We start from the raw sequence: 23,588 nt of genomic DNA, 5'->3' as shown, positions 1-23,588 counted from the left end.
TCCGGGTGTCATGGGCCGATGCTAGGTGGCGGGCCTGGACCCCAGGTGGGGGGGTATGGCGCGCCTCACGAGATGGGCTGGGGCATAATGACCGACTTCCGGTGAGCGCAAAACCACGCAGAGCGACCAGACGGTACGACCACCGCGACCATCCCGCCGTCCCCCACCACCGGACGCATCGATCATCCTCATCATCATGACACCATGTCCGGCTTGTTGCCGGGATGCGACCGAGCCGGCCGACCGGGCCAGCGGACCGCTCCGGCCCCACCGGCCCTGGCCACGGGTTCGTCCCCCCGGCTGTTGATGCGGCGGTTATCACGGTGAAACGTGAAACACGGAGCATCGACGTCGGGCAGACTCGAACCGGGTCCGCCGCACGGACGCCACGACCCTCGTTGCGGAGTGATCATGAGTACTGGCCGAGTGACGCCGACCATCGGACTGACCACGATCTCCCGGACGGCCGCCTCGCTCGCGGTCGGGATGGTGCACACCCTGGAGCGGGCCGTGATCGGCCCGGAGCGGGCGCGCACCGCCCGGGGCAACGCCTGGGAAGCGGTCTGCGCCGACCGGGCCCGGGCCGCCCGCCGCGCCGAGCTGGACCGGCTGGCCGCCGAGCTCACCGCCGCCCCGAGCGGCACTCAGGTGGCGGTGGGGTCCTCGCCCCGGTCGAGGGCGTCCCAGGCGTCGGTGGCGCCCCGGGCGGGCGTGCCGGCCCGGGGCGGGGCGGCGACCGGCCGCTCGTAACGGGCGCCCATCGCCGGCCAACGCTGGCCACGCCACCCGACCCAGGCCCCGCCGACGGCCGTCAACACGCCGCCGAGCAGGCACGACGCCGGCCACTGCCGGCTGACCTCCCCGTCGAAGGCGGCCGTCAGGCCGTACCCGCCGCCGGCCGTCACGGCCACGCCGAGCAGCAGGATCAACGCCCCGAGCGCCCGCCGGAGCCGGCCCCGGGTGGCGAGCACCGCGCCCGCGCCGGCGAGCGCGACCACGCCCAGCGCGGGCAGCCAGGGCAGCAGGGCGGCCCCGGACCGGTCCGCGCGCACGGCCGGCAGCGGGGCGGGGCGCACGGTCACCTCGACCGACCAGGTCCGGGTCGCCGCCCAGACCGCCAGCGCCGCCCCGACCAGGCAGAGCAGCGTCGCGTACGTCAGCTCGCGCCGGCCCCCCGCCGACGCGTCCCGCCCCGGGCCCGGCCCGCTGTCGGCGCTGGTCGGCACGGCGTCCCGACCGGGAGTCGGCACGGCGTCGGCGTACCGCCCGGGATCGGGGCCGGTGGCGGCGCTCATCGGCGCGGCCCGCCCGGGGTGGTCCGGGCTCACCGGGCCGGCCGGAGGGTCTCGGCGGCGGCGATCGCGGCGAGCACGGCCGCCGCCTTGGCCCGGGTCTCGCGGTCCTCGGCGGCCGGATCGGAGTCGGCCACGATCCCCGCGCCGGCCTGCACGTACGCCCAGCCGTCGCGGAGCAGCGCGGTACGGATCGCGATGGCCATGTCCAGGTCGCCGCCGAAGCCGAAGTAGCCGACCGTGCCGCCGTAGAGGCCCCGCCGGACCGGCTCCAACTCCTCGATGATCTCCATGGCGCGGACCTTCGGCGCGCCGGAGAGCGTACCGGCGGGGAAGGTCGCGGCGAGCGCGTCGAACGCGGTGCGGTCGGCCCGCAGCGTGCCGACCACGGTCGAGACGATGTGCATGACGTGGCTGTACCGCTCGATGGTGGCGAACTCCGGCACCTCGACCGTGCCCGGCCGGCAGACCCGGCCCAGGTCGTTGCGGCCCAGGTCGACGAGCATCACGTGCTCGGCCCGTTCCTTCGGGTCGGCCAGCAGCTCGGTGGCGAGCCGGGCGTCGTGCTCGGGGTCGCCGCCCCGGGGGCGGGTGCCGGCGATCGGGTGCAGCAGCGCCCGGCGCTGCCCGTCCTCGGCGTGGGTGACCTTGAGGTGCGCCTCCGGGGAGGAGCCGACGATGTCGAAGTCGTCGAACCGCAGCAGGTACATGTACGGGCTGGGGTTGGTGGTGCGCAGCACCCGGTAGACGTCCAGCGGGTCGGCGTCGGTACGCCGCTCGAAGCGCTGGGCCAGCACGATCTGGAAGCACTCGCCGGCCCGGATCGCCTCCTTGGCCGACTCGACCGCCTTGGGGTAGTTCCCCTCGGCCGTGCGGGAGGCCACCTCGCCGACCGGCGGCCGGTCGACGGTGGAGATCATCGGCGGGATCGGCCGGGACAGCGCCGACGTCATCGCGTCCAGCCGACCGATCGCGTGGTGGTACGCGGCGGCCACCCGGGCGTCCCGGTCGGGCTCGTCCAGCGGGGGCAGCACCGCGTTGGCGATGAGGATCGCCGAGCCCTCGTAGTGGTCGAGGACCACCAGGTCGGTGGCGAGCATCATGCCCAGCTCGGGCACGCCCAGCTCGTCCTCGGTGCGGGTGGGCAGCTTCTCGAACCGGCGGACCAGGTCGTACCCGAGGTAGCCGACCATGCCGCCGGTCAGCGGCGGCATGCCGCTGGCCGGGTCGAACGCCGGCCCGGCCAGGGCGGCGACGGTGTCGCGCAGCACCCCGGCCGGCTCGCCCGTGGTGGGCAGCCCGGCCGGCGGTCGACCGAGCCAGGTCGCCACGCCGTCCCGCTCGACCAGGGTGGCGCTGCTGCGCACGCCGATGAAGGAGTACCGGGACCAGGCCAGCCCGGCGGACCCGACGCCCTGCTCGGCGGACTCCAGCAGGAAGGTGCCCGGCCCGCCGGCGAGCTTGCGGTAGACCCCGACCGGGGTCTCCGCGTCGGCCAGCAGCCGGCGGGTGACCGGGACGACCCGCCAGCGGGACGCCAGGTCGGTGAAGGTGGCCTGGTCGGGGCTCACCACGCCGTCGGTCATCGGCCGTCCACCCCGCCCCCGCTGACCGGCAGGTCGACGAAGAAGCAGCTTCGCTGGCCGGTGTGGCAGGCCGGGCCGACCTGGTCGACGCTGACCAGCAACGCGTCGCCGTCGCAGTCCAGGGCCACCGAGCGGACGTGCTGGTGGTGGCCGGAGGTGGCGCCCTTGACCCAGTACTCCTGCCGGCTGCGGGACCAGTAGGTGGCCCGCCCGGTGGTGAGGGTGCGGTGCAGGGCCTCGTCGTCCATCCAGGCGACCATCAGCACCTCGCCGGAGTCGTGCTGGCGGACCACGGCGGCGACCAGGCCGTCGGGGCCGCGACGCAGCCGGGCCGCGACGGCCGGGTCGAGCGACGACGGGCGGTGCGGCTGGGTGGTGGCGCCGCTCACCGGCGCATCAGGTACGGGCACAGTGCCCCATTGTTCCGCACGCCCTCCGCCCCACCCCACCCCCACCGGCCGGTGGAGGTGTTGCGGAGGGGTGGTGGGGGTGGGTAGCGTGGAATTCATTAGGTGATGAATTCTGGAGGAGCGGATGGGACCTGCGATCGAGCTGCGTGGCCTGGTGGTGGACCGGGGCGGGCGGCGGGTGCTGCACGGCATCACCGGCACGGTGCCCCGGGGCGCGGTGACCGGGCTGCTCGGGCCGAGCGGCAGCGGCAAGACCACCCTGATGCGGGCCGTGGTCGGGGTGCAGGTGGTCACCGACGGCACGGTGCGCGTGCTCGGCCGGCCCGCCGGCGCGCCGACCCTGCGCCGCCAGGTCGGCTACCTCACCCAGGCCCCGAGCGTCTACGCCGACCTGACCGTGCGGGAAAATGCCCGCTACTTCGCCGCCGTGTACGGGCGCAGCCGGGCCGACGCCGACCGGGCGGTCGCCGAGGTGGGGCTGGCCGCGGCGGCCGGGCAGCTCGTCGGCGCCCTCTCCGGCGGGCAACGCAGCCGGGCCTCGCTGGCCTGCGTCCTGGTCGGCCGACCGGAGCTGATCGTGCTCGACGAGCCGACCGTCGGGCAGGACCCGGTGCTGCGCGCCGACCTGTGGGCCCGGTTCCACGCGCTGGCCGCCGACGGCGTCACCCTGCTGGTCTCCAGCCACGTGATGGACGAGGCCGCCCGCTGCGACCGGCTGCTGCTGATCCGGCAGGGCCGGCTGCTCGCCGACGACACCCCCGACGGGGTCCGCGACCGGGCCGGGGTGGCCGACCTGGACGAGGCGTTCCTGCGCCTGATCCGGGCGGCCGAGAGCCAGGGTGAGCAGTCGTGAGCCCGCGCGTCACGGCGGCCACCGCCGGGCGGGTGCTGCGTCAGCTCCGCCACGACCGACGGACCGTCGCGCTGCTGGTCGTGGTGCCCGGCGTGCTGCTCGCGCTGGTCTACGCCATGTACGCCGAGCAGACCGCCCCACCCTGGCAGCCCCGCCCCTTCGACCGGGTCGCGCTGATCATGCTGGGGCTCTTCCCGTTCACCATCATGTTCCTGGTGACCAGCATCGCGATGTTGCGGGAACGCACCTCTGGGACGCTGGAGCGGCTGCTCACCACCCCGCTTGCCCGGCTCGACCTGCTCGGCGGGTACGCCCTCGCCCTCGGCCTCGCCGCGGCGACCCAGGCCGGGGTGGCCGCCGCGGTCGCGTACGCGCTGTTCGGCCTGGAGACGGCGGGCAGCGCCGGGCTGGTCGTCGTCATCGCCGTGGTCACCGCGCTGCTGGGCATGGCGTTGGGTCTGCTGTGCAGCGCCTTCGCCCGCACCGAGTTCCAGGCCGTACAGTTCATGCCGGTCGTGGTGATCCCGCAGATCCTGCTCTGCGGGCTGTTCGTCGCCCGGCCGGAGATGGCCGGCTGGCTCCAGGCGGTCGGCGACGCGCTGCCGCTGACGTACGCGGTGGAGGCGTTGCAGGAGGTCGGCGCGCACGCCGAGCCCACCGGCACGATGTGGCGGGACCTGACCGTGGTGGCCGGGTCGGCCCTGCTGGCCCTGGCGCTGGCCGCGGCCACCCTGCGTCGCCGCAGCCGCTGACCGGCGGGCCCTGACCGGCGGGCAGAGCAGCGCCGGGGTCGACGGACGGGGGCCGGCGACCCCGGCGGGGTGGCGCGACGCGGGAAGGGCGACGCGGGAAGGGCGACGCGGGAAGGGCGACGATGAGCGGACGGACCGGACGGCGGCCCGGCAGGCCGGACACCCGGGAGGCGATCCTCGCCTCGGCGCGCGCGATGTTCGCCGAACGGGGCTTCGACGCGGCGTCGGTGCGCGCCATCGCCGGCTCGGCCGGGGTGGACCCGGCCCTGGTCCACCACTACTTCGGCGGCAAGGACAAGCTCTTCCTGGCGGCGATGAACGCGCCGGTCGACCCGGGCGAGCTGCTGCCCGGGGTGCTCGACGGTGATCCGGCGCGGGTCGGGGAACGGCTGGTCCGGATGTTCCTCGGCGTCTGGGACTCCCCGGCCGGAGTCGCCGGGGTCGCCCTGCTGCGCTCGGCGGTGACCACCGACTGGACCGCCCGGCTGCTGCGGGAGTTCCTGGTGACCCAGATCCTGCGCCGGGTCCTCCAGCAGCTCGGCGCCGACCCGGCCGAGCTGCCGCTGCGCGGCTCGCTGGCCGCCACCCAGATGGCCGGACTGGTGCTGATGAGGTACGTCATCCGGCTGGAGCCGGTGGCCTCCGTACCCCCGGAGACCCTGGTGGCGGCGGTCGGACCGGCCGTGCAGCGTTACCTGGACGGCCCGCTGGACGGCGTCTTCCCCACCTGAGCCGGCCGGGCCGGGCCGGCGGGTCCGGCCCGGCCGGTCACCGGGTCTGCTCCAGCCACGAGGCGTAGAGCTGCCCGTACACCGAGCCCTGGTCACGGACCAGCGTGTCGTGCGGGCCCCGCTGCACCACCCGGCCCCGGTCCACCACGATCACCTCGTCGGCGGCCTGCGCGGTGGAGAGCCGGTGCGCGATGGCCAGGGTGGTGCGTCCCCGGGTCACCGCGTCCAGGGTCTTCTGCAGGCGCACCTCGGTGGCCGGGTCGACCGCGCTGGTCGCCTCGTCCAGCACCAGCAGGTCCGGGTCGGCCAGGTACGCCCGGGCCAGCGCCACCAACTGCCGCTCCCCCACGCTGAGCGCCTCGCCGCGCTCCCCGACCGGGGTGTCCAGCCCGGCCGGCAGGCCCTCCAGCCAGTCGAGCAGCCCCAGCTCGGTGAACGCGGCGACGAGCTGCTCGTCGGTCGCCTCCGGACGGGCGAACCGGACGTTCTCCCCCACCGTGGCGTCGAACAGGAAACCGTCCTGCGGCACCATCACCACCCGGGAGCGCAGCGAGTCGAACCGCACCCGGTCCAGCGGCACCCCGGAGAGGCAGACCGCGCCGCTGGTCGGGTCCATCAGCCGGGTGAGCAGCTTGGCGAAGGTGGTCTTGCCGCTGCCGGTCTCGCCCACCACCGCCACCCGGGTCTTCGCCGCGATGCCCAGGTCGATGTCGTGCAGCACCGGCGGCCCGCCCGGGTACGCGAAACCGACCCGGTCGAACCGGACGTCCAGCGGGCCCGGCGGCAGCTCCCGGCCCTGCTCCCCCGGGTCCGCCACGTCCGGGGACAGGTCGAGCACGTCGAGCACCCGCCGCCAGCCGGCGATCGCGTTCTGCGCCTCGTTGAGCACCTCGGTGGCGATCTGCACCGGCTGGATGAACAGGGTCACCAGGAACAGGAACGCGGTGATCTGGCCGACCGACAACGTCCGGTCCGCGCCCAGGGTCACCCCGACCACGACCACCCCGGCCAGCGCCAGCCCGGCCGCCAGCTCACCCACGGAGCTGCCCAGGATGCTGAACCGGATGGCGCGCTGCTGCGCCCGCCGGTGGTCGTCGATCGCCGCGTCCAGCCGGCGGGCGGTCCGCGCGGACACCCCGTACGCCCGGATCACCGGCGCGCCGACCACACTCTCCCCGATCGCCGCCAGCAGCGCGCCCATCCGCTGCCGCACCAGCCCGTACGCGGTGGCGAGCCGCCGTTGCAGGGCGCGGATGATCAGCAGCGCCGGCAGGAAGGCGGCGTACACCACGAGCGTCAACTGCCAGGAGTAGACGGCCATGACGACCGTGGTGACCACGAGCTGACCGAGGTTGATCAGCAGGATCACCCCGCCCCACTGGAGGAACTGGGTGATCTGGTCCACGTCGCTGGTCACCCGGGAGACCAGGGAGCCGCGCCGCTCGGACTGCTGGTGCAGCATCGACAGGTCGTGCACGTGCCGGAACGCCCTCGTCCGGACGTTGGCCAGGGCGGTCTCGCTGACCGTGAACAGCCGCCGCATCATCAGGTAGCCGCAGGACGTGGTGACGACCAGGGTCGCCACGGTCAGCGCCACCACCGTCCCGATCACGTCCAGGTCGATGCCGTCGACCACGCCCCGGTCGATGCCCTGCTGCACGGCCACCGGCACGGCGACCCGACCCACCATGTACACCAGCGCCAGGGCCAGCGTGGTGGCCAGCCCGACCCGCAGCTCCGGGGAGAGGCTCAGCCCCCGCTTCAACGTCTGCCAGGCCGTCTCCGGTCGCCGGTCCGCCGGCCGGGCGCCGGCGACCTGGGTGATCTTCTCGTCCGTGCCCACCGTCACCGGTCCAACTCCACTTCGAGGCCGGTGGTCACCGGGACCACCTCCGGGTCCTGGTACGGGCGGGACTCCGCCCGCTCCTGCTCGGCCTGCTCGTACGCGGTGACCAGGTCGACGTAGCCGGGCACGGTGGCGAGCAGGTCGGCGTGCGTGCCGCGGGCCACCACCCGACCCTGCTCGACGTAGATCACCTCGTCGGCGAGGGCGATGGTGGCCCGCCGGTACGCCACCACGAGGATCGAGGCGCCCGCCGCGCCGCCGTCGGCCGCCGCCCCGCGCAGACCGGCCAGGATGGCCGCCTCCACCCGGGGGTCGACGGCGCTGGTCGCGTCGTCGAGCACCAGCAGCCGGGGTCGGCCGGCCAGCGCCCGGGCCAGGGTGAGGCGCTGCCGCTGACCACCGGAGAGGGAGGTGCCCCGCTCGCCGACCATGGTGTCCAGCCCGTCGGGCAGGGCGGCGACGAAGCCGTCCGCCTCGGCCAGGCGCAGCGCCGCCCACACGTCGTCGTCGCCGATGCCGGCCCGGTCGAGGGTGATGTTGGCGCGCACGGTGTCGTCGAAGACGAAGGGCACCTGGGCGACCAGCGCGACGTCGCCGGCCAGCGCGGCCCCGGCCAGCTCCCGCAGGTCGACGCCGTCCAGCGCGACCGTGCCCCGGTCGGGGTCGACCAGCCGGACGGCCAGGGCGGCGATGGTGGACTTGCCGGCGCCGGTCGGCCCGACCAGGGCGACCGTCCGGCCGGCCGGCACGGTGAAGGTGACCTCGCCGAGCACCTGGGCGCCGGGCAGGTGCGCCTCGGCCGGCTCGTAGTGGAACGACACGTCGGCGAAGGCGAGCGTGGCGGCCCCGGCGGCCGGGTCGAGCGTCCGCCCGCCGTAGGTCATCTCGCCGGTCGCGCCGAGCACCTGCTGCACCCGGTCCCAGCCGGCGACGCTGCGCGGCAGCTCGGCCAGGACCCAGCCGATCGCCCGGACCGGCACGGCCAGCACGGTGAACAGGAACGCCACGCTGACCAGCTCGGCGACGGTGATCGCCTGCTGGCTCAGCCGGGCCGCGCCGACCACCAGCACGGCCAGCGTGCCGACGCTGGGCAGGGTCTCCAGCAGCGGGTCGAACAGGCCACGCAGCCGGCCGACGGAGATCAGCGCGTCGCGCAGCTCGCCGGCGCGGGCGCCGAACCGCCGGGTCTCCTGGGCCTCCCGGCCCATGGTCTTGACCACCAGCGCGCCGTCGAAGCTCTCGTGCGCGATGCCGCTGACCTCGGCGCGCAGCCGCTGCGCCCGGGCCTGCCGGGGGGCCATCCGCCGGGAGTAGACCACGTTGAGGGTGAACAGGGCCGGGAAGACGGCCAGCCCGACCAGCGCCAGCGCCCAGTCGGTGGCGAACAGCGCGGCGACCGCGCCGACCACCATGACCAGCGTGCCGACCGCGAACGGCAACGGCGCGATCGGGTACCAGATCGCCTCGACGTCGGAGTTGGCGTTGGACAGCAGGGTGCCGGTGGCGTGCCGCTGGTGCCAGGACAGCGGCAGGTCCAGGTACCGCCGGGTGACCTGGCGACGGTAGCTGGCCTGGAGCCGGTACTGCATGTAGCCGGCGCCGAGCCGGCGGCCGAAGATGGCCACCACCCGGAGCAGGCTGATCCCGATCAGGACCGCGGCGGCCAGGGCCAGCGCCTGGACCTCGACCGCCCCCCGGGTGACCGACGGCACCACCACGTCGCCGACCACCGCGCCGATCACGTACGCGCTGCCGATCACCATGGCGCCGAAGAGCACGCTGCCCGCGACCGCGACCGCGAAGATGCGTGGTTGCTCCCGGATGGCCCGCCCGAGGACCCGCAGGCCCCGGGCCAGCACGTCCGCACTCGTCTTGCTCGACACTCCACATCCCCCGCCGTAAGCCGCCAGTATTCTCCTTCATCCTTACCGCTGGCCACCGGCCGCGCCGCCCGGGGGGCGGATTCCGGCACGACCCGGCGGTCCGGGGAGGCCGTTTCCGGCGTACCGGCCTACCATCGGGGCATGTCGCGGTACGCCCGAGCGGAGCGCCACGCGCTCGCCGACCTGATGCTGACCCTCGGCCCGGACGCCCCGACGCTCAACGAGGGGTGGTCGACCCGGGATCTCGCCGCCCACCTGGTGGTCCGCGAGCGCCGCCCGGACGCCGCGGGCGGCATCCTGCTGCCGCCGCTGCGCGGGTACGCCGAGCGGGTGCGGCTGCGGCTGGCCGGGCAGCCCTGGGCGGAGCTGGTGGCGCAGGTGCGTCGACCGCCGGTGTGGAGCCCGCTGAGCAACCCGCTGACCGACGAGCTGGTCAACACGATGGAGTTCTTCATCCACCACGAGGACGTCCGCCGGGCGTCCCCCGACTGGCAGCCCCGGGAGCTGTCGGCCGGTCTGCAGGGGGCGCTGTGGAAACGGGTCGCCCCGCTGGGCCGGCTGGCGTTGCGCCGGTTCCCGGCGGCGCTGCTGGTGCAGGCGCCCGGGCACGGCGAGTTCCGGTGCGGGCGCGGCGGCGAGCCGCTGCGGGTGGTCGGTCCGCCGAGCGAGCTGACGATCTTCCTCTCCGGGCGGCAGCGGGCGGCCCGGGCGCAGCTCGACGGGGCGGCGGCGCTGGTCGAGCGGTTACGTGCCGCTCCGCTCGGTTTCTGACCTCGCGTCCGGCCGCCGACGGCGCGCCGGCCGCCCGGGGCTAGCCGATCCGCGGGGGTACGCAATACCCTTCGGTAACCGCAGACCAGCGTGACGACCGTCACGTACCCACCCCTGAAGGCGGCTGCAGCGATGGCTCTCGATGTACCGTACCGTTCGATCCCCGACATGTTCCTCAAGCGCGTCGCGGCCACCCCGGATCGCCACGCGTTCGCCCATCCCGCCCCCGACGACTCGGGGCCGGTCTGGCTGACCTGGGCGCAGATGGCGCACCGGGCCAAGGCGGTCGCCGCCGGCCTGCACGGGCTGGGCATCGGCCTCGAGGACCGGGTGGCCATCCTGGCGAACACCCGGCTGGACTGGGTCGTCGCCGACCTGGGCATCATGTGCGCGGGCGGGGCCACCACCACGGTCTACCCGACCACCGAGCCGGAGGACACCCGCTACATCGTCGCCGACTCCGGCTCCCGGGTGCTGTTCGCGGAGAATCCGGCCCAGGCCGCCAAGCTCGCCGGCGCCGACCTGCCCGCGTTGACCCACGTGGTCCTCTTCGACGGCGAGGCCGACCCGTCCGCCGCCGTCGCCCAGCTCACCCTCGCCGAGCTGGAGGAACGGGGCACGCTGGCCCTGGACGCCGAGCCCGGCCTGATCGACGGGATCGTCGCCGGCCTCGGGCCGGACCACCTCGCCACGCTGATCTACACCTCCGGCACCACCGGCCGGCCGAAGGGCGTCGAGCTGCTGCACGGCGGCTGGTGCTGGGAGGGCGTGGCCCAGGCCGACGTGGGGCTGCTGCGCCCCGACGACCTCCAGTACCTCTGGCTGCCGCTGTCCCACTCGTTCGGCAAGACGCTGCTCTGCGGGGCGACCCACGTGGGGCTGGCGACCTACGTCGACGGCCGGGTGGAGAAGCTGGTCGAGCTGCTCTCCGTGATCCGGCCGACGCTGATGTGCGGCGCGCCCCGGGTCTTCGAGAAGGTCTACAACAAGTCGGTCACCACCGCCCAGGACGCCGGCGGCGCGAAGGCGAAGATCTTCGCCTGGGCGGTCCGCACCGGCAAGGAGAAGATCGCCCTGGAACAGGCCGGCAAGCCCGTGCCGACCGGGCTCCGGCTGCGTCACCGGCTCGCCGAGAAGCTCGTCTTCAGCAAGATCCAGGCCCGGCTCGGCGGCCGGATCCGGGTGCTGGTCTCCGGCGCGGCCCCGCTCAGCGCCGAGATCGCCACCTTCTTCGCCGCCGCGAACCTGCCGATCTCCGAGGGCTACGGGCTGACCGAGTCCAGCGCCGGCAACTTCGTCAACCGGCCGGGGGCGCTCCGGATCGGCACGGTCGGCCCGGCCATGGGCGACCTGGAGTGCCGGATCGACACCGACGGGGAGATCCTGCTGCGCGGGCGGCCGGTGATGCGCGGCTACCACAACCTGCCCGAGGAGACCGCCGCCGCGTTCACCGAGGACGGCTTCTTCCGCACCGGGGACATCGGCTCCCTCGACGCCGACGGCTACCTGCGCATCACCGACCGGAAGAAGGACCTGGTCAAGACCTCCGGCGGCAAGTACATCGCGCCGTCGCACATCGAGGGCCTGTTCAAGGCGATCTGCCCGTACACCTCCCAGGTGGTGGTGATCGGTCAGGCCCGCAACTACTGCACCATGCTGGTCACCCTGGACCCGGACGCCATCCGGACCTGGGCCGTCGGCGGCCCGCTGGAGGGGCGGGACTACCCCGCGATCGCCGCCTCGCCGCAGGCGCAGGAGATGGTCGAGGGGTACGTCGCGGAGCTCAACGGCCGGCTCAACCGCTGGGAGACCATCAAGAAGGTCACCATCCTGCCGCGGGACCTGACCATCGAGGACGGCGAGATCACCCCGTCCCTGAAGATCAAGCGGCGCGGGGTCGAGAGCAACTTCGCCGCCGAGATCGACAGGATGTACGACGGCGCGCTCGCCGAGCTCTGACGGGCGCCCGACCGGCGGCCGGCCGACAACCCGTTCGGCCGCCGGCGCCGCCGTCCGGCGCGCTCCCGGGGGCGCACGGGCACGGCCGGCTCAGGCGATGACCGACGGCTCCCGCCACGGCTGCCGGCCGGCCCGGTCCAGGTCGTAGCGGACCGCGGCGATCCGCTGCACCGCCTCGACCAGGTCGGCGGCGGGCAGGGTGAACGGGAGCCGCAGGAACCGCTCCAGGGTGCCGTCCAGGCCGAACCGGGGGCCGGGCGCGAGACGTACGCCGACCTCCTCGGCGGCGCGGGCCAGGGCGCTGGAGACCGGCCCGTCCAGCTCGGCCCAGAGCGTCACCCCGCCCGGCGGCACGGCCACCCGCCACTGCGGCAGCCGGTCGGCCAGCGCGGCGAGCAGCGCGTTCCGCTGGGCGGTCAGCAACGCCCGCCGGGCGGCCACGATGCGCTCCCCGTCGGCGAGCAGGTGGACGGCGACGAGCTGCTCCAGCACCGGGCTGGCCATGTCCACCCCGATCCGGGTGGCGGCGAGCCGCTGCACCTGCGGGGCCGACGCGCGCACCCAGCCGATCCGCAGCCCACCCCAGTACGGCTTGCTCATCCCGCCGATGCTGACCACGCGGGAGTGCCTGTCGAAGGTGGCGGTCGGCGGGGGCAGCGGGGTGTCGTCCAGCGGCAGGTCGACGAAGGACTCGTCGACCACCACGTCGGCGCCCGCCGCGTGGGCCGCGCCGACGACCCGCTCGCGCAGCTCGACCGGCATGAGGTGGCCGGTCGGGTTCTGGAAGTCCGGGATCACGTACACCAGTCGTGGCCGGGACTGGCGGATGCTGCCCAGCAGCAGCTCGGCGTCCCAGCCGGCGTCCAGGGCGAGACCGTGGGTGGCGACGCGGGCCCGCCGCGCGGACAGGGCGGCCAACGCGTTGGGATAGGTGGGTGACTCGACGAGCACGCCGCCGCCGGGCGGCAGCACCAGCCGCAGCACCAGGTCCAGCGCGTGCTGGGTGCCGTTGGTGACCATGATCTGCTCGGGGCTGGTGGGCAGCCCCCGCCCGGTGTAGTGCCGGGCGACCGCCTCGCGCAGCTCGATGATGCCGGTCGGGTGGTAGCCGGCGCTGCCCAGGTAGCGGGGCAGGTCCTCGGCGGCGGCCCGGGTCGCCGGGACCAGCTCCGGCGGGGCGGCCAGCGCCGCGATACCCAGGTCGATCATGTCCAGGTCGTCCTGCGGGGTCCACAGGCCGGAGCTGGCCACCCGGTGCCCGCCGGGCAGGGTGGTCCAGCTCCCCGCGCCGCGCCGGCTGGTCAGATGACCGCTCTCCCGCAGCTCCCGGTAGGCGGCGGTGACCGTGGTACGGCTGATCCGCAGCGCCTCGGCGAGCTCCCGCTCGGCCGGCAGGCGCACCCCCAGGGGCAGGCGGCCGTCGGCGAGCAGCCCTCGGACGGAACCGGCCAGCGCGGCGTAGTCGGGGTGCCGGCGACGGCCGGGCAGCGCATGCCACTGGCCGAGCAGGCGGGCCAGTTGCCCCCCGCGGACCTGACCGGTCACCGCCACTCCCCCCGATTGGCTCTCCCGCCTGCGGATTGGCCTTCAGATTGGCATGTGGCACCGGTCGCGGCAACCGGGAATCCACCGCCGGTTCGGTGGCCTCACCAGGCACGCCCCCGGGGTGGCGGAAGTCCGGGCGGTGTGCTGGCCACCTCCGACGGCCGGCGCGAAAGGCGACGGCGGCGCGGCAGGCGACGCCGCCGCCGCTGCCGCTGCCGCCGCTGGAGCACCGGCTTGCACCGAAAGTGACCGCCCTGGCCTGGCGCCCCAGAGTGACTCAGCGTGAGGTCAGGGCAAGGAACCTGTAGCCCCCGCCAGCCTTTGCTCTGCACCCGTATCAGCATCAGGTGGGCTGAGCAGCTCAGTCGACAACGGCACCGCAGATAAGAGCGCCAACGGTTCACTACGGGATGTGTCTGGCGCGGTCGTGGGTGCAGAGCAAAGGGCCGAGAAGTGACAGCAGCTTCCGGCCCGGGTCTTACCGATCGTGACGAGCGCCCATCCCGTCCGCCCCGTCCGGGGGCCACCCTCGGCATAGCGGCGACCGCAGGGGTGGTCGGGTCCGGGCACCGGCGCCGGTCAGGCCAAGGCCGGGGGCCGGGGCCAGGGGCCAGGGGCCGGGGCCAGGGGCGGCGAGTAAACGGCGTGGGCGTGACCGGCCCGGCAGTGGGGCGTCGGTTCCGCCCCGGGGGAGGTCAGCGGGCCCGCCACCGGGCCGGCCGCCGGGTCCGACCGGTCGCCCGGCGCGGGACGCGTCCACTCCGAGGTCCGGAGCGACCGGTCCGCCACGCCGGCCGACCTCGCCGCCGACCGGGCTGAGCTGCGGCCCCCTCCCGAGTCGGAAACCGGATGTTTTACTCCGGGCTCGACAGCCGGCATCATTTCCCCATGGGGGCTGAGGGATGGCACTGGACGGACGCCTGGATCTTCGTGTCACTGGTCATCGCCAGCGGGGCCGGACGGCACCGCCGGGCCCCGGCGAGCCGACGGCCCGAGGGCGTACGCCTCACCGACGTGCTCTCCACCGCCGACCACCTCAACCAGGCGATCCCGGACCGGCACGAGGTGCAGACGGCGGTCCGCCGGCTGGCCGGGGCGGGCCTGGTCAGCGTGACCGACGGCTGGTTCCGGGTCACCCCCGCCGGTGAGCAGCTCTGGCGGAACCGCCCGCACGTCGGGATGTCCACCATGGTGGACACCGTGCAGACCGCGCTGACCCGACGGCACGCGCCCGGCCACGGCGACTGGGTGCTCGACGAGCACGAGCACACCGCCGCGGTGCACGAGTACGTCAAACGGTCCGTCCCGACGCCCCGCCGCTCGCCCGAGGACGACGGCCCGGCCCACGGGCGCCGCTGACCCGAAGTACCGCCTGACCCGCCTGGGCCGCCAGGGACGACGCGTTCCCGCCCGGCCGGGGCCCCGCCGGCCCGGGAACGGGACGGGCGCTCCGGGCCGGGCCGGGCGGCGCGGCTCAGCCGGCCGGGGTGGCCACCGAGGGGCGGCGCACCGGGTGCCCGGCGGCGTGCAGGGCGTCCTTGACCTCGCCGATGCCCAGCTCCCCGAAGTGGAAGACACTGGCCGCGAGCACCGCGTCGGCGCCCGCGGCGACCGCCGGCGGGAAGTGCGCCACCGCGCCGGCCCCGCCCGAGGCGATCACCGGCACGTCGACCACCGCGCGGACCTCGGAGATCAGCGCCAGGTCGAACCCGGCCTTCGTGCCGTCGGCGTCCATCGAGTTGAGCAGGATCTCCCCCGCGCCCAGCTCGGCCACCCGGCGCGCCCAGTCGACCGCGTCCAGACCGGTGCCCCGCCGGCCGCCGTGCGTGGTCACCTCGAACCCGCTGCCGGTGCCGCCGGTCGGGTCGCGGCGCACGTCCAGGGAGAGCACCAGCACCTGCCGGCCGAACCGCTCGGCGATCTCGGCGATCAGCTCGGGACGCGCGATGGCCGCGGTGTTCACCCCGACCTTGTCCGCCCCCGCACGCAGCAGCACGTCGACGTCGGTGACGCTGCGCACCCCGCCGCCGACGGTGAGCGGGATGAAGACCGTCTCGGCGGTCCGGCGGACCACGTCGAGCATGGTGCCCCGGGCGTCGGAGGAGGCGGTCACGTCCAGGAAGGTCAACTCGTCCGCGCCGGCCCGGTCGTACGCGGCGGCGAGCGCCACCGGGTCGCCGGCGTCGCGCAGGTCGACGAAGTTGACCCCCTTGACCACCCGTCCGGCGTCCACGTCGAGACAGGGGATCACCCGTACCGCCACCGTCATGCCCGCGAGCCTACCGGGCGCCCCTTCCACCGTCCCGTGCCGCACGACGCCACCTCCCGCCGCACGACGGGGCCTCCCGCCGCACGACGCCGCCACCCGCGCCGTCAGAGCCGGACCAGCATCTTGCCGAGGTTCTCGCCGCGCAGCAGGCCGATGAACGCCTCCGGCGCCTGCGCCAGCCCGTCGACGACCGTCTCGTCGTAGCGCAGCCGCCCGTCGCGCAGCCAGCCGGACATCTCCTGGACGAACTGTTCCCGCAGGTGCTCGTAGGAGAGGACCAGGAACCCGCGCAGGGTGAGCTGCTTGCCGATCACCATGGCGAGGTTGCGGGGCCCGGGCGGCGGCTCGGTCGCGTTGTACTGGGCGATCATGCCGCAGATCGCCGCCCGGCCGTGCGGGCGCAACGCGCCGATCGCCGCCTCCAGGTGGTCGCCGCCGACGTTGTCGAAGTAAACGTCGACGCCGTCCGGGGCGGCGGCGGCCAGCGACTCGGCAACCGGGGCGTCGTGGTAGTCGAACGCCGCGTCGAAGCCGAGCTCACGCAGCCGGGCCACCTTGGCCGGCGAGCCGGCGCTGCCGACGACCCGGGCCGCGCCCCGCAGCCTGGCGATCTGCCCGACCAGGCTGCCCACCGCGCCGGCCGCGGCGGAGACGAAGACCGTCTCGCCCGGCCGCATCCCGGCCACCTCCAGCAGCCCGGCGTACGCGGTCATCCCGGTCATGCCGAGCACGCTCAGGTACGCGTTCACCGGGGCCAGCGTCGGGTCCACCTTCCGGGCGTCGGCGGCGTCGAGCAGGGCGTACTCGCGCCAGCCGAGGCGGTGCGCCACCACGTCCCCGGGCGCGAAACCGGCGGCCCGGCTCTCCACCACCTCGCCGACCGCGCCGCCGTCGAGCGGGGCGTCGAGACGGAACGGCGGCACGTACGACCTGACGTCGTTCATCCGCCCCCGCATGTACGGGTCGACCGACATGACCAGGTTGCGGACCACGAGCTGCCCGTCGGCGGCGCCGGGCACCGCCGTCTCGACCAGGCGGAAGTTCTCCGCCGTCGGCCAGCCCTGCGGTCGGGACGCCAGGTGGATCTCCCGGTTCGGCATGGATCACTGCTCCTCGGACAGGGCCCGGAGGGCCTCGGCGACGGTGAACGCGCCCGCGTAGAGCGCCTTGCCGGCGATCACGCCCTCCACGCCGACCGGCTCCAGGGTGGCCAGGGCGCGCAGGTCGTCGAGGGTGGAGACGCCACCGGAGGCGATCACCGGCGCGTCGGTACGCGCGCACACCGCACGCAGCAGGTCCAGGTTCGGCCCGCGCATGGTGCCGTCCTTGGTGATGTCGGTCACCACGTACCGGGAGGCGCCGGCCTTGTCGAGCCGCTCCAGCACCTCGTACAGGTCGCCGCCGTCGCGGGTCCAGCCCCGGGCGGCGAGGGTACGGCCCCGCACGTCCAGCCCGATCGCCACCCGGTCGCCGAACTCGCCGCAGATCCGGTCACACCACTCGGGGTCCTCCAGCGCGGCGGTGCCGATGTTGACCCGGGTCGCGCCGGTGGCCAGCGCGGCCCGCAGCGACGCGTCGTCCCGGATGCCGCCGGAGAGCTCCACCCGCACGTCCAGCCGACGGACCACGTCGGCGAGCAGCCCGGCGTTGGAGCCCCGCCCGAAGGCCGCGTCCAGGTCGACCAGGTGGATCCACTCCGCGCCGTCGCGCTGCCAGGCCAGCGCCGCCTCCAGCGGGTCGCCGTACGTGGTCTCGCTGCCGGCGGCGCCCTGGACGAGACGGACGGCCTGGCCGTCGGCGACGTCCACGGCGGGGAGCAGGGTCAGAGTCAACGTGTTCTCCTCGGTCAGGTACGACGGTGGATCAGGTACGACGGTGGATCAGGTGCGGGGGCGGATCAGGTGCGACGGTCCAGGGCGATCACCACGACCGCCGGCAGGACCAGCAGCAACAGCACGACGAGCAGGATCCGCAACGCGGGGTCGGGCACCAGCGTCCAGATCAACGCCAGCACCGCCAGGGTCAGCACCACGATGCCGGCGCGCTCGGCCCGGCTGCGCCGGGCCAGCAGCCGCCCGGTGCGTCGCCCCCGCCAGCGCGGACGCAACCGGCGCAGCAGCGCCCGCCGACGTTGCCGGCGGGCCACCGTACGGGCCCGGGCCGCCCGCTGGCGTTCGCGTTCGGCCTCCCGGGCCGCCCGGAGCCGGGCGCGTTCCTTGCTCACCGGCCACTCCGGTCACCGCGACGGGCCGGACCGGTCACAGCGTGGCCAGCCAGTTGCGCAGCAGGGCGGCGCCGGTGTCGGCGGACTTCTCCGGGTGGAACTGCGCGGCCGACAGGGCGCCCCGCTCCACCGCGGCGACGAAGTCCGTGCCGTGCCGCGCGGTGGTGACCGCCACGCCGGCCGCGGTCAGCGCGGGCACGTCGGTCACCGCGTACGAGTGCACGAAGTAGAAGCGGCTCTCCTCGGGCAGGTCGGCGAAGAGCGTCGAGCCGGCCGGCGGGCGGACCGTGTTCCAGCCCATGTGCGGCAGCCGGGGGGCGGCCAACCGGGTCACCCCGCCGGGCAGCAGGCCCAGCCCCTTGGTCACCACGCCGTGCTCCTCGCCGTAGCCGAACAGCACCTGCATGCCGACGCAGATGCCGAGCACCGGACGGCCGGCGGTCACCCGGTCGGCGATCACCGGCCCCGCGCCGAGCGCCTCGATCCCGGCCATGCACGCCGCGTACGCGCCCACCCCGGGCACCACCAGTCCGTCCGCCCCGGCGGCGGCGGCCAGGTCGGCGGTGACCGTCACCGAGGCCCCGGCCCGCTCCAGCGCCCGCTCCGCCGAACGCAGGTTGCCCGACCCGTAGTCGAGCACCACGACCCGGCTCACGACGTCACCTCCGGGATCAGCCACAGCACGCCCCCGGCGGTGGCCAGCACGGCGAGCACCGCGGTCACCACGACCGCCCCCCGGGACGCCCCCTGCCGGCGCAGCGACCACACCCCGCCGACCAGGACGCCGCCGAGGATCAGCAGCAGCGCCGGCAGCACCCCCGACATCAGCGGCCCTCCCGCCGCGCCCACCCGACGACAGCGCCGGCGCCGGGCACGACAGCCGGGCCGGGCGCGGACGCGGTCACAGCGCGCCCTTGGTGCTGGGCACCACGCCGGCCGACCGGGGGTCGATCGCGGTGGCCTCGCGCAGCGCCCGGGACACCGCCTTGAACTGCGCCTCCACCACGTGGTGCGCGTCCGGGTGGCCGCCGGGGCGGGCCGCCCGCAGCACGTCCACGTGCAGGGTGATCCGGGCCGCCTGGCCGAACGACTCCCAGATGTGCCGGGTCATGCTGGTCGGGTACACCGGCCCGATGTACGGGGCCAGCACCGGCTCGTCGTGCACCACGTACGGGCGGCCGGACAGGTCCACCGCGGCGCGGACCAGCACCTCGTCCATCGGGACGGTCGCCGAGCCGTACCGCCGGATGCCGGCCTTGTCCCCCAGCGCCTGGTCGAACGCGGCGCCCAGGGCGAGCGCGGTGTCCTCCATCGTGTGGTGGGCGTCGATCTCCAGGTCGCCGACGGTCCGCACGGTGAGGTCGAAGCCGCCGTGCCTGGCGATCTGGTTCAGCATGTGGTCGTAGAAGCCGACGCCGGTGCTGATCTCCGCCGCGCCGGCGCCGTCCAGGTCGATCTCGACCAGGACCTTGGTCTCCTTGGTGATCCGCTCCACCCGGGCGGTCCGGCTCATGTTGGTTTCTCCATCGCAGAAAGGGCTGAGAGGAACGCGTCGGTCTCGGCGGGGGTGCCGGCGGTGACCCGCAGCCAGCCGGGCAGGCCCACGTCGCGGACCAGCACCCCGGCGTCGAGCAGGGCCCGCCAGGCCACCGTCTGGTCGCCACCGACCTCGAACAGGACGAAGTTGGCGTCGCTGTCGGCCACCCGCAGCCCCCGGGCCCGCAGGGTGGCCACGATCCGGTCGCGTTGCGCCATGATCGCGGTCACCGTGCCGAGCAGGGCGTCGCGGTGGGCCAGCGCCGCGCGGGCGGCGGCCTGGGTCAGCGCCGAGAGATGGTACGGCAGCCGGACGAGCTGCACCGCCGCCACCACGGCCGGGTCGGCCGCCAGGTAGCCCAGCCGGCCGCCGGCGAACCCGAAGGCCTTGCTCATCGTCCGGGTCACCACCAGCCGGGGGTGACCGGGCAGCAGGGCCAGGGCGCTGACCGTGCCGGGCCGGGCGAACTCGGCGTACGCCTCGTCGACCACCACCATGCCGGGGGCCACGTCCAGCACCGCGGCCACCACCGCCGGGTCCAGCGCGGTGCCGGTGGGGTTGTTCGGCGAGCAGAGGAACACCACGTCGGGCCGGTACTCGCGGACCTGGGCGACCGCGCCGTCGGCGGTCAGGCCGAAGTCCGCGCCGCGGCGGGCCGGCTGCCAGGCGGTGCCGGCGCCCAACGCCAGCAGCGGGTGCATCGAGTACGCCGGGGTGAAGCCCAACGCCAGCCGGCCCGGCCCGCCGAAGGTCTGGAGGAGCTGCTGCTGGATCTCGTTGGAGCCGTTGGCCGCCCACACCTGGTCGACGGTCAGCCCGTGCCCGAGGTAACCGGCCAGGTCGGCGCGCAGCGCCACGGCGTCCCGGTCCGGGTAGCGGTTGAGGTCACGCAGCTCGGCGGCGAGCGCCTTGCCGATCGCCTCGGCCACCGGCTCGGGCACCGCGTACGAGTTCTCGTTGGTGTTCAGTCGCACCGGCACGTCGAGCTGCGGCGCCCCGTACGGCGACAGACCGCGCAGGTCGTCGCGGATCGGCAGGTCGTCGATGCCGGTCACGGGCGGGCCTGCGGGAAGCGGGCGGTGACCGCCTGGCCGTGCGCGGGCAGGTCCTCCACGGTCGCCAGGGCGACCACGTGCGGGGCCACCTCGCGCAGCGCCTCCTGGGTGTACTCCACCAGGTGGACGCCGCGCAGGAAGGACTGCACGGACAGGCCCGAGGAGTGCCGGGCGCAGCCGCCGGTGGGCAGCACGTGGTTGGAGCCGGCGCAGTAGTCGCCGAGCGACACCGGCGACCACGGGCCGACGAAGATCGCCCCGGCGTTGCGTACCCGCAGCGCCCACTCGCGGGCGTTCTCGGTCTGGATCTCCAGGTGTTCGGCGGCGTACGCGTCGACCACCCGCAGCCCGGCCGTCAGGTCGTCGACCAGGACGACGCCGCTCTGCTCACCGCCCAGCGCCGTGCCGATCCGGTCGGCGTGCTTGGTGGCCGGCACCTGCCGGGCCAGCTCCGCGTCGACCGCGTCCGCCAGCACGGTCGACGGGGTGACCAGCACGCTCGCCGCGAGCGGGTCGTGCTCGGCCTGGCTGATCAGGTCGGCGGCGACGTGCGCCGGGTCGGCGGTGTCGTCGGCGAGAATGGCGATCTCGGTCGGCCCGGCCTCGGCGTCGATGCCGACCACCCCGCGCAGCAGCCGCTTGGCGGCGGTCACCCAGATGTTGCCCGGCCCGGTGATCATGTCGACCGGGTCACAGGTGGTCAGGCCCTCGGCGTCGGTGGTGGACCCGTGCGCCAGCATCGCCACCGCCTGCGCGCCGCCCACCGCGTACACCTCGTCCACGCCGAGCAGCGCGCACGCGGCGAGCACCCGGGCGTCGGGCAGGCCGTCGTTGTCCCGCTGCGGCGGACTGGCCACGACCAGCGACCGGACCCCGGCCGCCTGGGCGGGGACCACGTTCATCACCACCGTCGACGGGTACATCGCCAGGCCGCCGGGGACGTAGAGGCCGACCCGGTCCACCGGTAGCCAGCGTTCGGTGACCGTGCCGCCCGGGGCCACCCGGGTGGTGTGGTCGACGCGCCGCTGGTCGGCGTGGACCCGGCGGGCACGGGCGATCGACTCCAGCAGCGCGGCGCGTACCTGCGGGTCGAGGGCGCCCTCGGCGGCGGCGATCGTCTCGGCCGGCACCCGGAGCCGGGCCGGGGCCACCTGGTCGAAACGTTCGCTCGCCTCGCGGATCGCGGAGTAGCCATGCTCCCGGACCGCCTCCACGATCGGACGGATCCGCTCGACCGCCACGGAGACGTCGAGCTGGGCACGGGGCAGCAGACGGCGCGGGTCACGGGTGCTCCCGCGCAGGTCGATCCGGTTCAGCACACCTGCGAGTCTAGGCGGCCCGGTCGCGAGGGCCCCGGGGCGTCCGTACGGCGGGACGGTGAGGCCAGCCACGTCGGCGTCGATCGGGCTACCCTCGACGGCGTGACTGCGCGGCTGCCGGTGTTTCCGCTCGGGACAGTCCTCTTCCCGGGGTTGGTGCTGCCCCTGCACATCTTCGAGGAACGCTACCGGGCGCTGATCCGGCGCCTGGTGGAGCTGCCGGACGGCGTGCCCCGCGAGTTCGGGGTGGTGGCGATCCGGCGCGGCTCCGAGGTCGCCCCGCCCGCCCCGCCCGACGGGTCGCCGGTCGGGCTGGCCGGGGTCACCCTGTACGAGGTGGGCTGCACGGCGGAGCTGCGGCAGGTCACCGAGCTGCCCGACGGCGGCTTCGACGTGGTGACCGTGGGCCGGCGGCGGTTCCGGCTCACCTCGGTCGACGAGCGCTCCGCGCCGTATCTGACCGCCGAGGTGGAGTGGCTGCCCGAGCCGGCCGAGCCGGACGAGGTCACCGGCGTGCTCGCCGCCCGGGTGATCGCGGTCTTCCGGCAGTACCTCGGCCTGGTCCGACCCGACCCGGAGGCGATCGCCGAGCAGTTGCCGGAGGATCCGACCGTGCTGTCCCACCTGGTCGCGGCGACCGCCGCGCTGACCGTCGCCGACCGGCAGCGGCTGCTCGCCGTTGACGACACCGCCGACCGGCTCCGCGCCGAGCTGCGGCTGCTCAACCGCGAGGCGGCTCTGCTGCGTCAGGTGCGGGCGGTTCCGGTGCCGCTGCGGGAGCTGTCGGGGCCGCCGGCGCCCAACTGAGGTCGACCGGCTCGGGGCGCAGCGACGGCCACCGCGACCAGCCGGCCAGCAGGGTGTACGTGACGGCGGCGGCGAACGCCGGCAGCAGCAGGTCCCCGTACGGCAGGGGCAGCACGCCGAAGTACACCTCGATCCCGCCCGCGCGCAGGTCGACGGGCCGGTCGAAGCCGACGCCGACCGGGGCCTCGGTCAGCAGCCGCTCGTACCGGGACAGGCCGATCGTCCGGCCCAGCCGCCAGGCCACCACCGCCGCGCCCAGACAACCGAGCACCACCGCGAACAGGCCGAGCGGGCCCCGGTGCCGGCGCAGCAGGAGCCACAGCCCGATCGCGGCGAGCACCCCGAAGCCGAGGCCGAGCAGGCTGAACCAGCCGTCCGCCGCGATCGGCTGCTCGGGCTGTGGCTCGGCGTAGACCGCCCCGTCGGCGGTGCGGACCACCGGGGTGCCGGGGGCGAGCGCCACCCAGAGCAGGCCGAGCCCGGCGCCCAGCACGGTGAGGACGAGCGTCACCGTGGCGGCCAGCACGGCCCGTCGGCGGACCGTGCCGGCCGGGACGGGCCCGCCGGGCGGGACAGGCGGGCCGGGACGGGCCGGGTCGTCGGGTGGCGACGGGACGGCCGGTTCGGCCCACGGGGACGCGGCGCTCGGGGGCGGCGGGGACGTCGCGTCGGCGCGGTCGGGGTCGGGGTCGGAATTCGCCGGGCTCACCCGGTGATCCTCTCAGGCCGGCGCGACGTGCCGGGCCCGC

The 23,588-nt window shown here is 75.2% G+C and carries 23 protein-coding genes and 1 pseudogene; 8 read left to right on the top strand and 16 right to left on the bottom strand.

What is annotated here, in order from left to right; all coding sequences use genetic code 11:
* Positions 1-411 precede the first annotated feature (411 nt).
* Positions 412-630: pseudogene (locus O7606_RS01240) on the top strand (hypothetical protein); the annotation flags it as partial.
* 14 nt (positions 631-644) lie between these two features.
* Here O7606_RS01240 and O7606_RS01235 read toward each other — a convergent pair.
* From O7606_RS01235 to hisI, 3 genes are read right to left on the bottom strand one after another with little or no spacing between them, the layout of a single operon-like run.
* Entirely contained in the window at positions 645-1,295 is a 651-nt protein-coding gene (locus O7606_RS01235; protein WP_281599435.1) for a Trp biosynthesis-associated membrane protein, read from the bottom strand.
* Positions 1,296-1,324: 29 nt separating this feature from the next.
* Positions 1,325-2,878 (bottom strand): anthranilate synthase component I, encoded by a 1,554-nt coding sequence (locus O7606_RS01230; protein WP_281597124.1) that lies wholly within the window; start codon positions 2,876-2,878, stop codon positions 1,325-1,327.
* Positions 2,875-3,288, bottom strand: coding sequence for a phosphoribosyl-AMP cyclohydrolase (hisI, locus tag O7606_RS01225; protein ID WP_281597123.1), 414 nt, complete (start codon positions 3,286-3,288; stop codon positions 2,875-2,877). The genes O7606_RS01230 and hisI overlap by 4 nt, the downstream gene beginning before the upstream one ends.
* Positions 3,289-3,412: 124 nt before the next feature.
* Here hisI and O7606_RS01220 point away from each other — a divergent pair, with 124 nt between their 5' ends.
* From O7606_RS01220 to O7606_RS01210, 3 genes are all read left to right on the top strand, one after another.
* Entirely contained in the window at positions 3,413-4,141 is a 729-nt protein-coding gene (locus O7606_RS01220; protein ID WP_281597122.1) for an ABC transporter ATP-binding protein, read from the top strand.
* Positions 4,138-4,893 (top strand): ABC transporter permease, encoded by a 756-nt coding sequence (locus tag O7606_RS01215; protein WP_281597121.1) that lies wholly within the window; start codon positions 4,138-4,140, stop codon positions 4,891-4,893. The genes O7606_RS01220 and O7606_RS01215 overlap by 4 nt, the downstream gene beginning before the upstream one ends.
* A gap of 122 nt (positions 4,894-5,015) precedes the next feature.
* Positions 5,016-5,624, top strand: coding sequence for a TetR family transcriptional regulator (locus O7606_RS01210; protein WP_281597120.1), 609 nt, complete (start codon positions 5,016-5,018; stop codon positions 5,622-5,624).
* Between the two features lie 37 nt (positions 5,625-5,661).
* Here O7606_RS01210 and O7606_RS01205 read toward each other — a convergent pair whose 3' ends face one another.
* Positions 5,662-7,467, bottom strand: coding sequence for an ABC transporter ATP-binding protein (locus tag O7606_RS01205; protein ID WP_281599434.1), 1,806 nt, complete (start codon positions 7,465-7,467; stop codon positions 5,662-5,664).
* 2 nt (positions 7,468-7,469) lie between these two features.
* Complete coding sequence (locus O7606_RS01200; protein ID WP_281597119.1) at positions 7,470-9,353, bottom strand: ABC transporter ATP-binding protein; 1,884 nt, start codon at positions 9,351-9,353, stop codon at positions 7,470-7,472.
* A gap of 141 nt (positions 9,354-9,494) precedes the next feature.
* Here O7606_RS01200 and O7606_RS01195 point away from each other — a divergent pair, with 141 nt between their 5' ends.
* Positions 9,495-10,124, top strand: a complete 630-nt coding sequence (locus O7606_RS01195) for a TIGR03085 family metal-binding protein (protein WP_281597118.1) — start codon at positions 9,495-9,497, stop codon at positions 10,122-10,124.
* 132 nt (positions 10,125-10,256) lie between these two features.
* On the top strand, positions 10,257-12,083 hold the full coding sequence (locus O7606_RS01190) for a long-chain fatty acid--CoA ligase (RefSeq protein ID WP_281597117.1): 1,827 nt from the start codon (positions 10,257-10,259) through the stop codon (positions 12,081-12,083).
* Between the two features lie 90 nt (positions 12,084-12,173).
* On the opposite strand, the gene O7606_RS01185 is transcribed toward O7606_RS01190, so the two are convergent.
* Positions 12,174-13,628, bottom strand: coding sequence for a PLP-dependent aminotransferase family protein (locus O7606_RS01185; protein WP_281597116.1), 1,455 nt, complete (start codon positions 13,626-13,628; stop codon positions 12,174-12,176).
* Between the two features lie 888 nt (positions 13,629-14,516).
* Here O7606_RS01185 and O7606_RS01180 point away from each other — a divergent pair.
* Positions 14,517-14,987, top strand: a complete 471-nt coding sequence (locus O7606_RS01180; RefSeq protein WP_281597115.1) for a hypothetical protein — start codon at positions 14,517-14,519, stop codon at positions 14,985-14,987.
* A 115-nt stretch (positions 14,988-15,102) separates the two neighbouring features.
* On the opposite strand, the gene hisF is transcribed toward O7606_RS01180, so the two are convergent.
* The 9 genes from hisF to hisD form a co-directional block, all read right to left on the bottom strand.
* Positions 15,103-15,897 carry an imidazole glycerol phosphate synthase subunit HisF gene (hisF, locus tag O7606_RS01175; RefSeq protein ID WP_281597114.1) on the bottom strand — a complete coding sequence of 265 codons (795 nt, stop codon included), beginning with the start codon at positions 15,895-15,897 and terminating at the stop codon, positions 15,103-15,105.
* Between the two features lie 104 nt (positions 15,898-16,001).
* Positions 16,002-16,997, bottom strand: coding sequence for an NADP-dependent oxidoreductase (locus O7606_RS01170; protein WP_281597113.1), 996 nt, complete (start codon positions 16,995-16,997; stop codon positions 16,002-16,004).
* 3 nt (positions 16,998-17,000) lie between these two features.
* Complete coding sequence (gene priA, locus O7606_RS01165) at positions 17,001-17,729, bottom strand: bifunctional 1-(5-phosphoribosyl)-5-((5-phosphoribosylamino)methylideneamino)imidazole-4-carboxamide isomerase/phosphoribosylanthranilate isomerase PriA (protein ID WP_281597112.1); 729 nt, start codon at positions 17,727-17,729, stop codon at positions 17,001-17,003.
* Positions 17,730-17,794: 65 nt separating this feature from the next.
* The gene (locus tag O7606_RS01160) at positions 17,795-18,121 is read right to left on the bottom strand and encodes a hypothetical protein (protein WP_281597111.1); all 327 of its coding nucleotides are present in this window, start codon (positions 18,119-18,121) and stop codon (positions 17,795-17,797) included.
* Positions 18,122-18,155: 34 nt separating this feature from the next.
* On the bottom strand, positions 18,156-18,776 hold the full coding sequence (hisH, locus tag O7606_RS01155; protein WP_281597110.1) for an imidazole glycerol phosphate synthase subunit HisH: 621 nt from the start codon (positions 18,774-18,776) through the stop codon (positions 18,156-18,158).
* Positions 18,773-18,946 (bottom strand): hypothetical protein, encoded by a 174-nt coding sequence (locus tag O7606_RS01150; protein WP_281597109.1) that lies wholly within the window; start codon positions 18,944-18,946, stop codon positions 18,773-18,775. The genes hisH and O7606_RS01150 overlap by 4 nt, the downstream gene beginning before the upstream one ends.
* A gap of 76 nt (positions 18,947-19,022) precedes the next feature.
* Complete coding sequence (gene hisB, locus O7606_RS01145; RefSeq protein ID WP_281597108.1) at positions 19,023-19,634, bottom strand: imidazoleglycerol-phosphate dehydratase HisB; 612 nt, start codon at positions 19,632-19,634, stop codon at positions 19,023-19,025.
* Positions 19,631-20,713 (bottom strand): histidinol-phosphate transaminase, encoded by a 1,083-nt coding sequence (locus O7606_RS01140; protein WP_281597107.1) that lies wholly within the window; start codon positions 20,711-20,713, stop codon positions 19,631-19,633. Before O7606_RS01140 ends, hisB begins: the two co-directional genes overlap by 4 nt.
* Complete coding sequence (hisD, locus tag O7606_RS01135) at positions 20,710-22,032, bottom strand: histidinol dehydrogenase (RefSeq protein WP_281597106.1); 1,323 nt, start codon at positions 22,030-22,032, stop codon at positions 20,710-20,712. Before hisD ends, O7606_RS01140 begins: the two co-directional genes overlap by 4 nt.
* Before the next feature lie 102 nt (positions 22,033-22,134).
* Here hisD and O7606_RS01130 point away from each other — a divergent pair, with 102 nt between their 5' ends.
* Positions 22,135-22,839: an LON peptidase substrate-binding domain-containing protein gene (locus O7606_RS01130; RefSeq protein ID WP_281597105.1), complete on the top strand. Its 705-nt coding sequence runs from the start codon at positions 22,135-22,137 to the stop codon at positions 22,837-22,839.
* On the opposite strand, the gene O7606_RS01125 is transcribed toward O7606_RS01130, so the two are convergent.
* Positions 22,754-23,548 (bottom strand): DUF2567 domain-containing protein, encoded by a 795-nt coding sequence (locus O7606_RS01125; RefSeq protein WP_281597104.1) that lies wholly within the window; start codon positions 23,546-23,548, stop codon positions 22,754-22,756. The two genes, O7606_RS01130 and O7606_RS01125, sit on opposite strands and share 86 nt — an antisense overlap.
* Between the last annotated feature and the right edge of the window lie 40 nt (positions 23,549-23,588).

It is taken from the genome of Micromonospora sp. WMMD882, from assembly GCF_027497255.1.
Classification (GTDB): Bacteria; Actinomycetota; Actinomycetes; order Mycobacteriales; family Micromonosporaceae; genus Micromonospora.
Note: the sequence above shows the minus strand (reverse complement) of the source record. Positions and strands in the feature narration are given on the sequence as shown.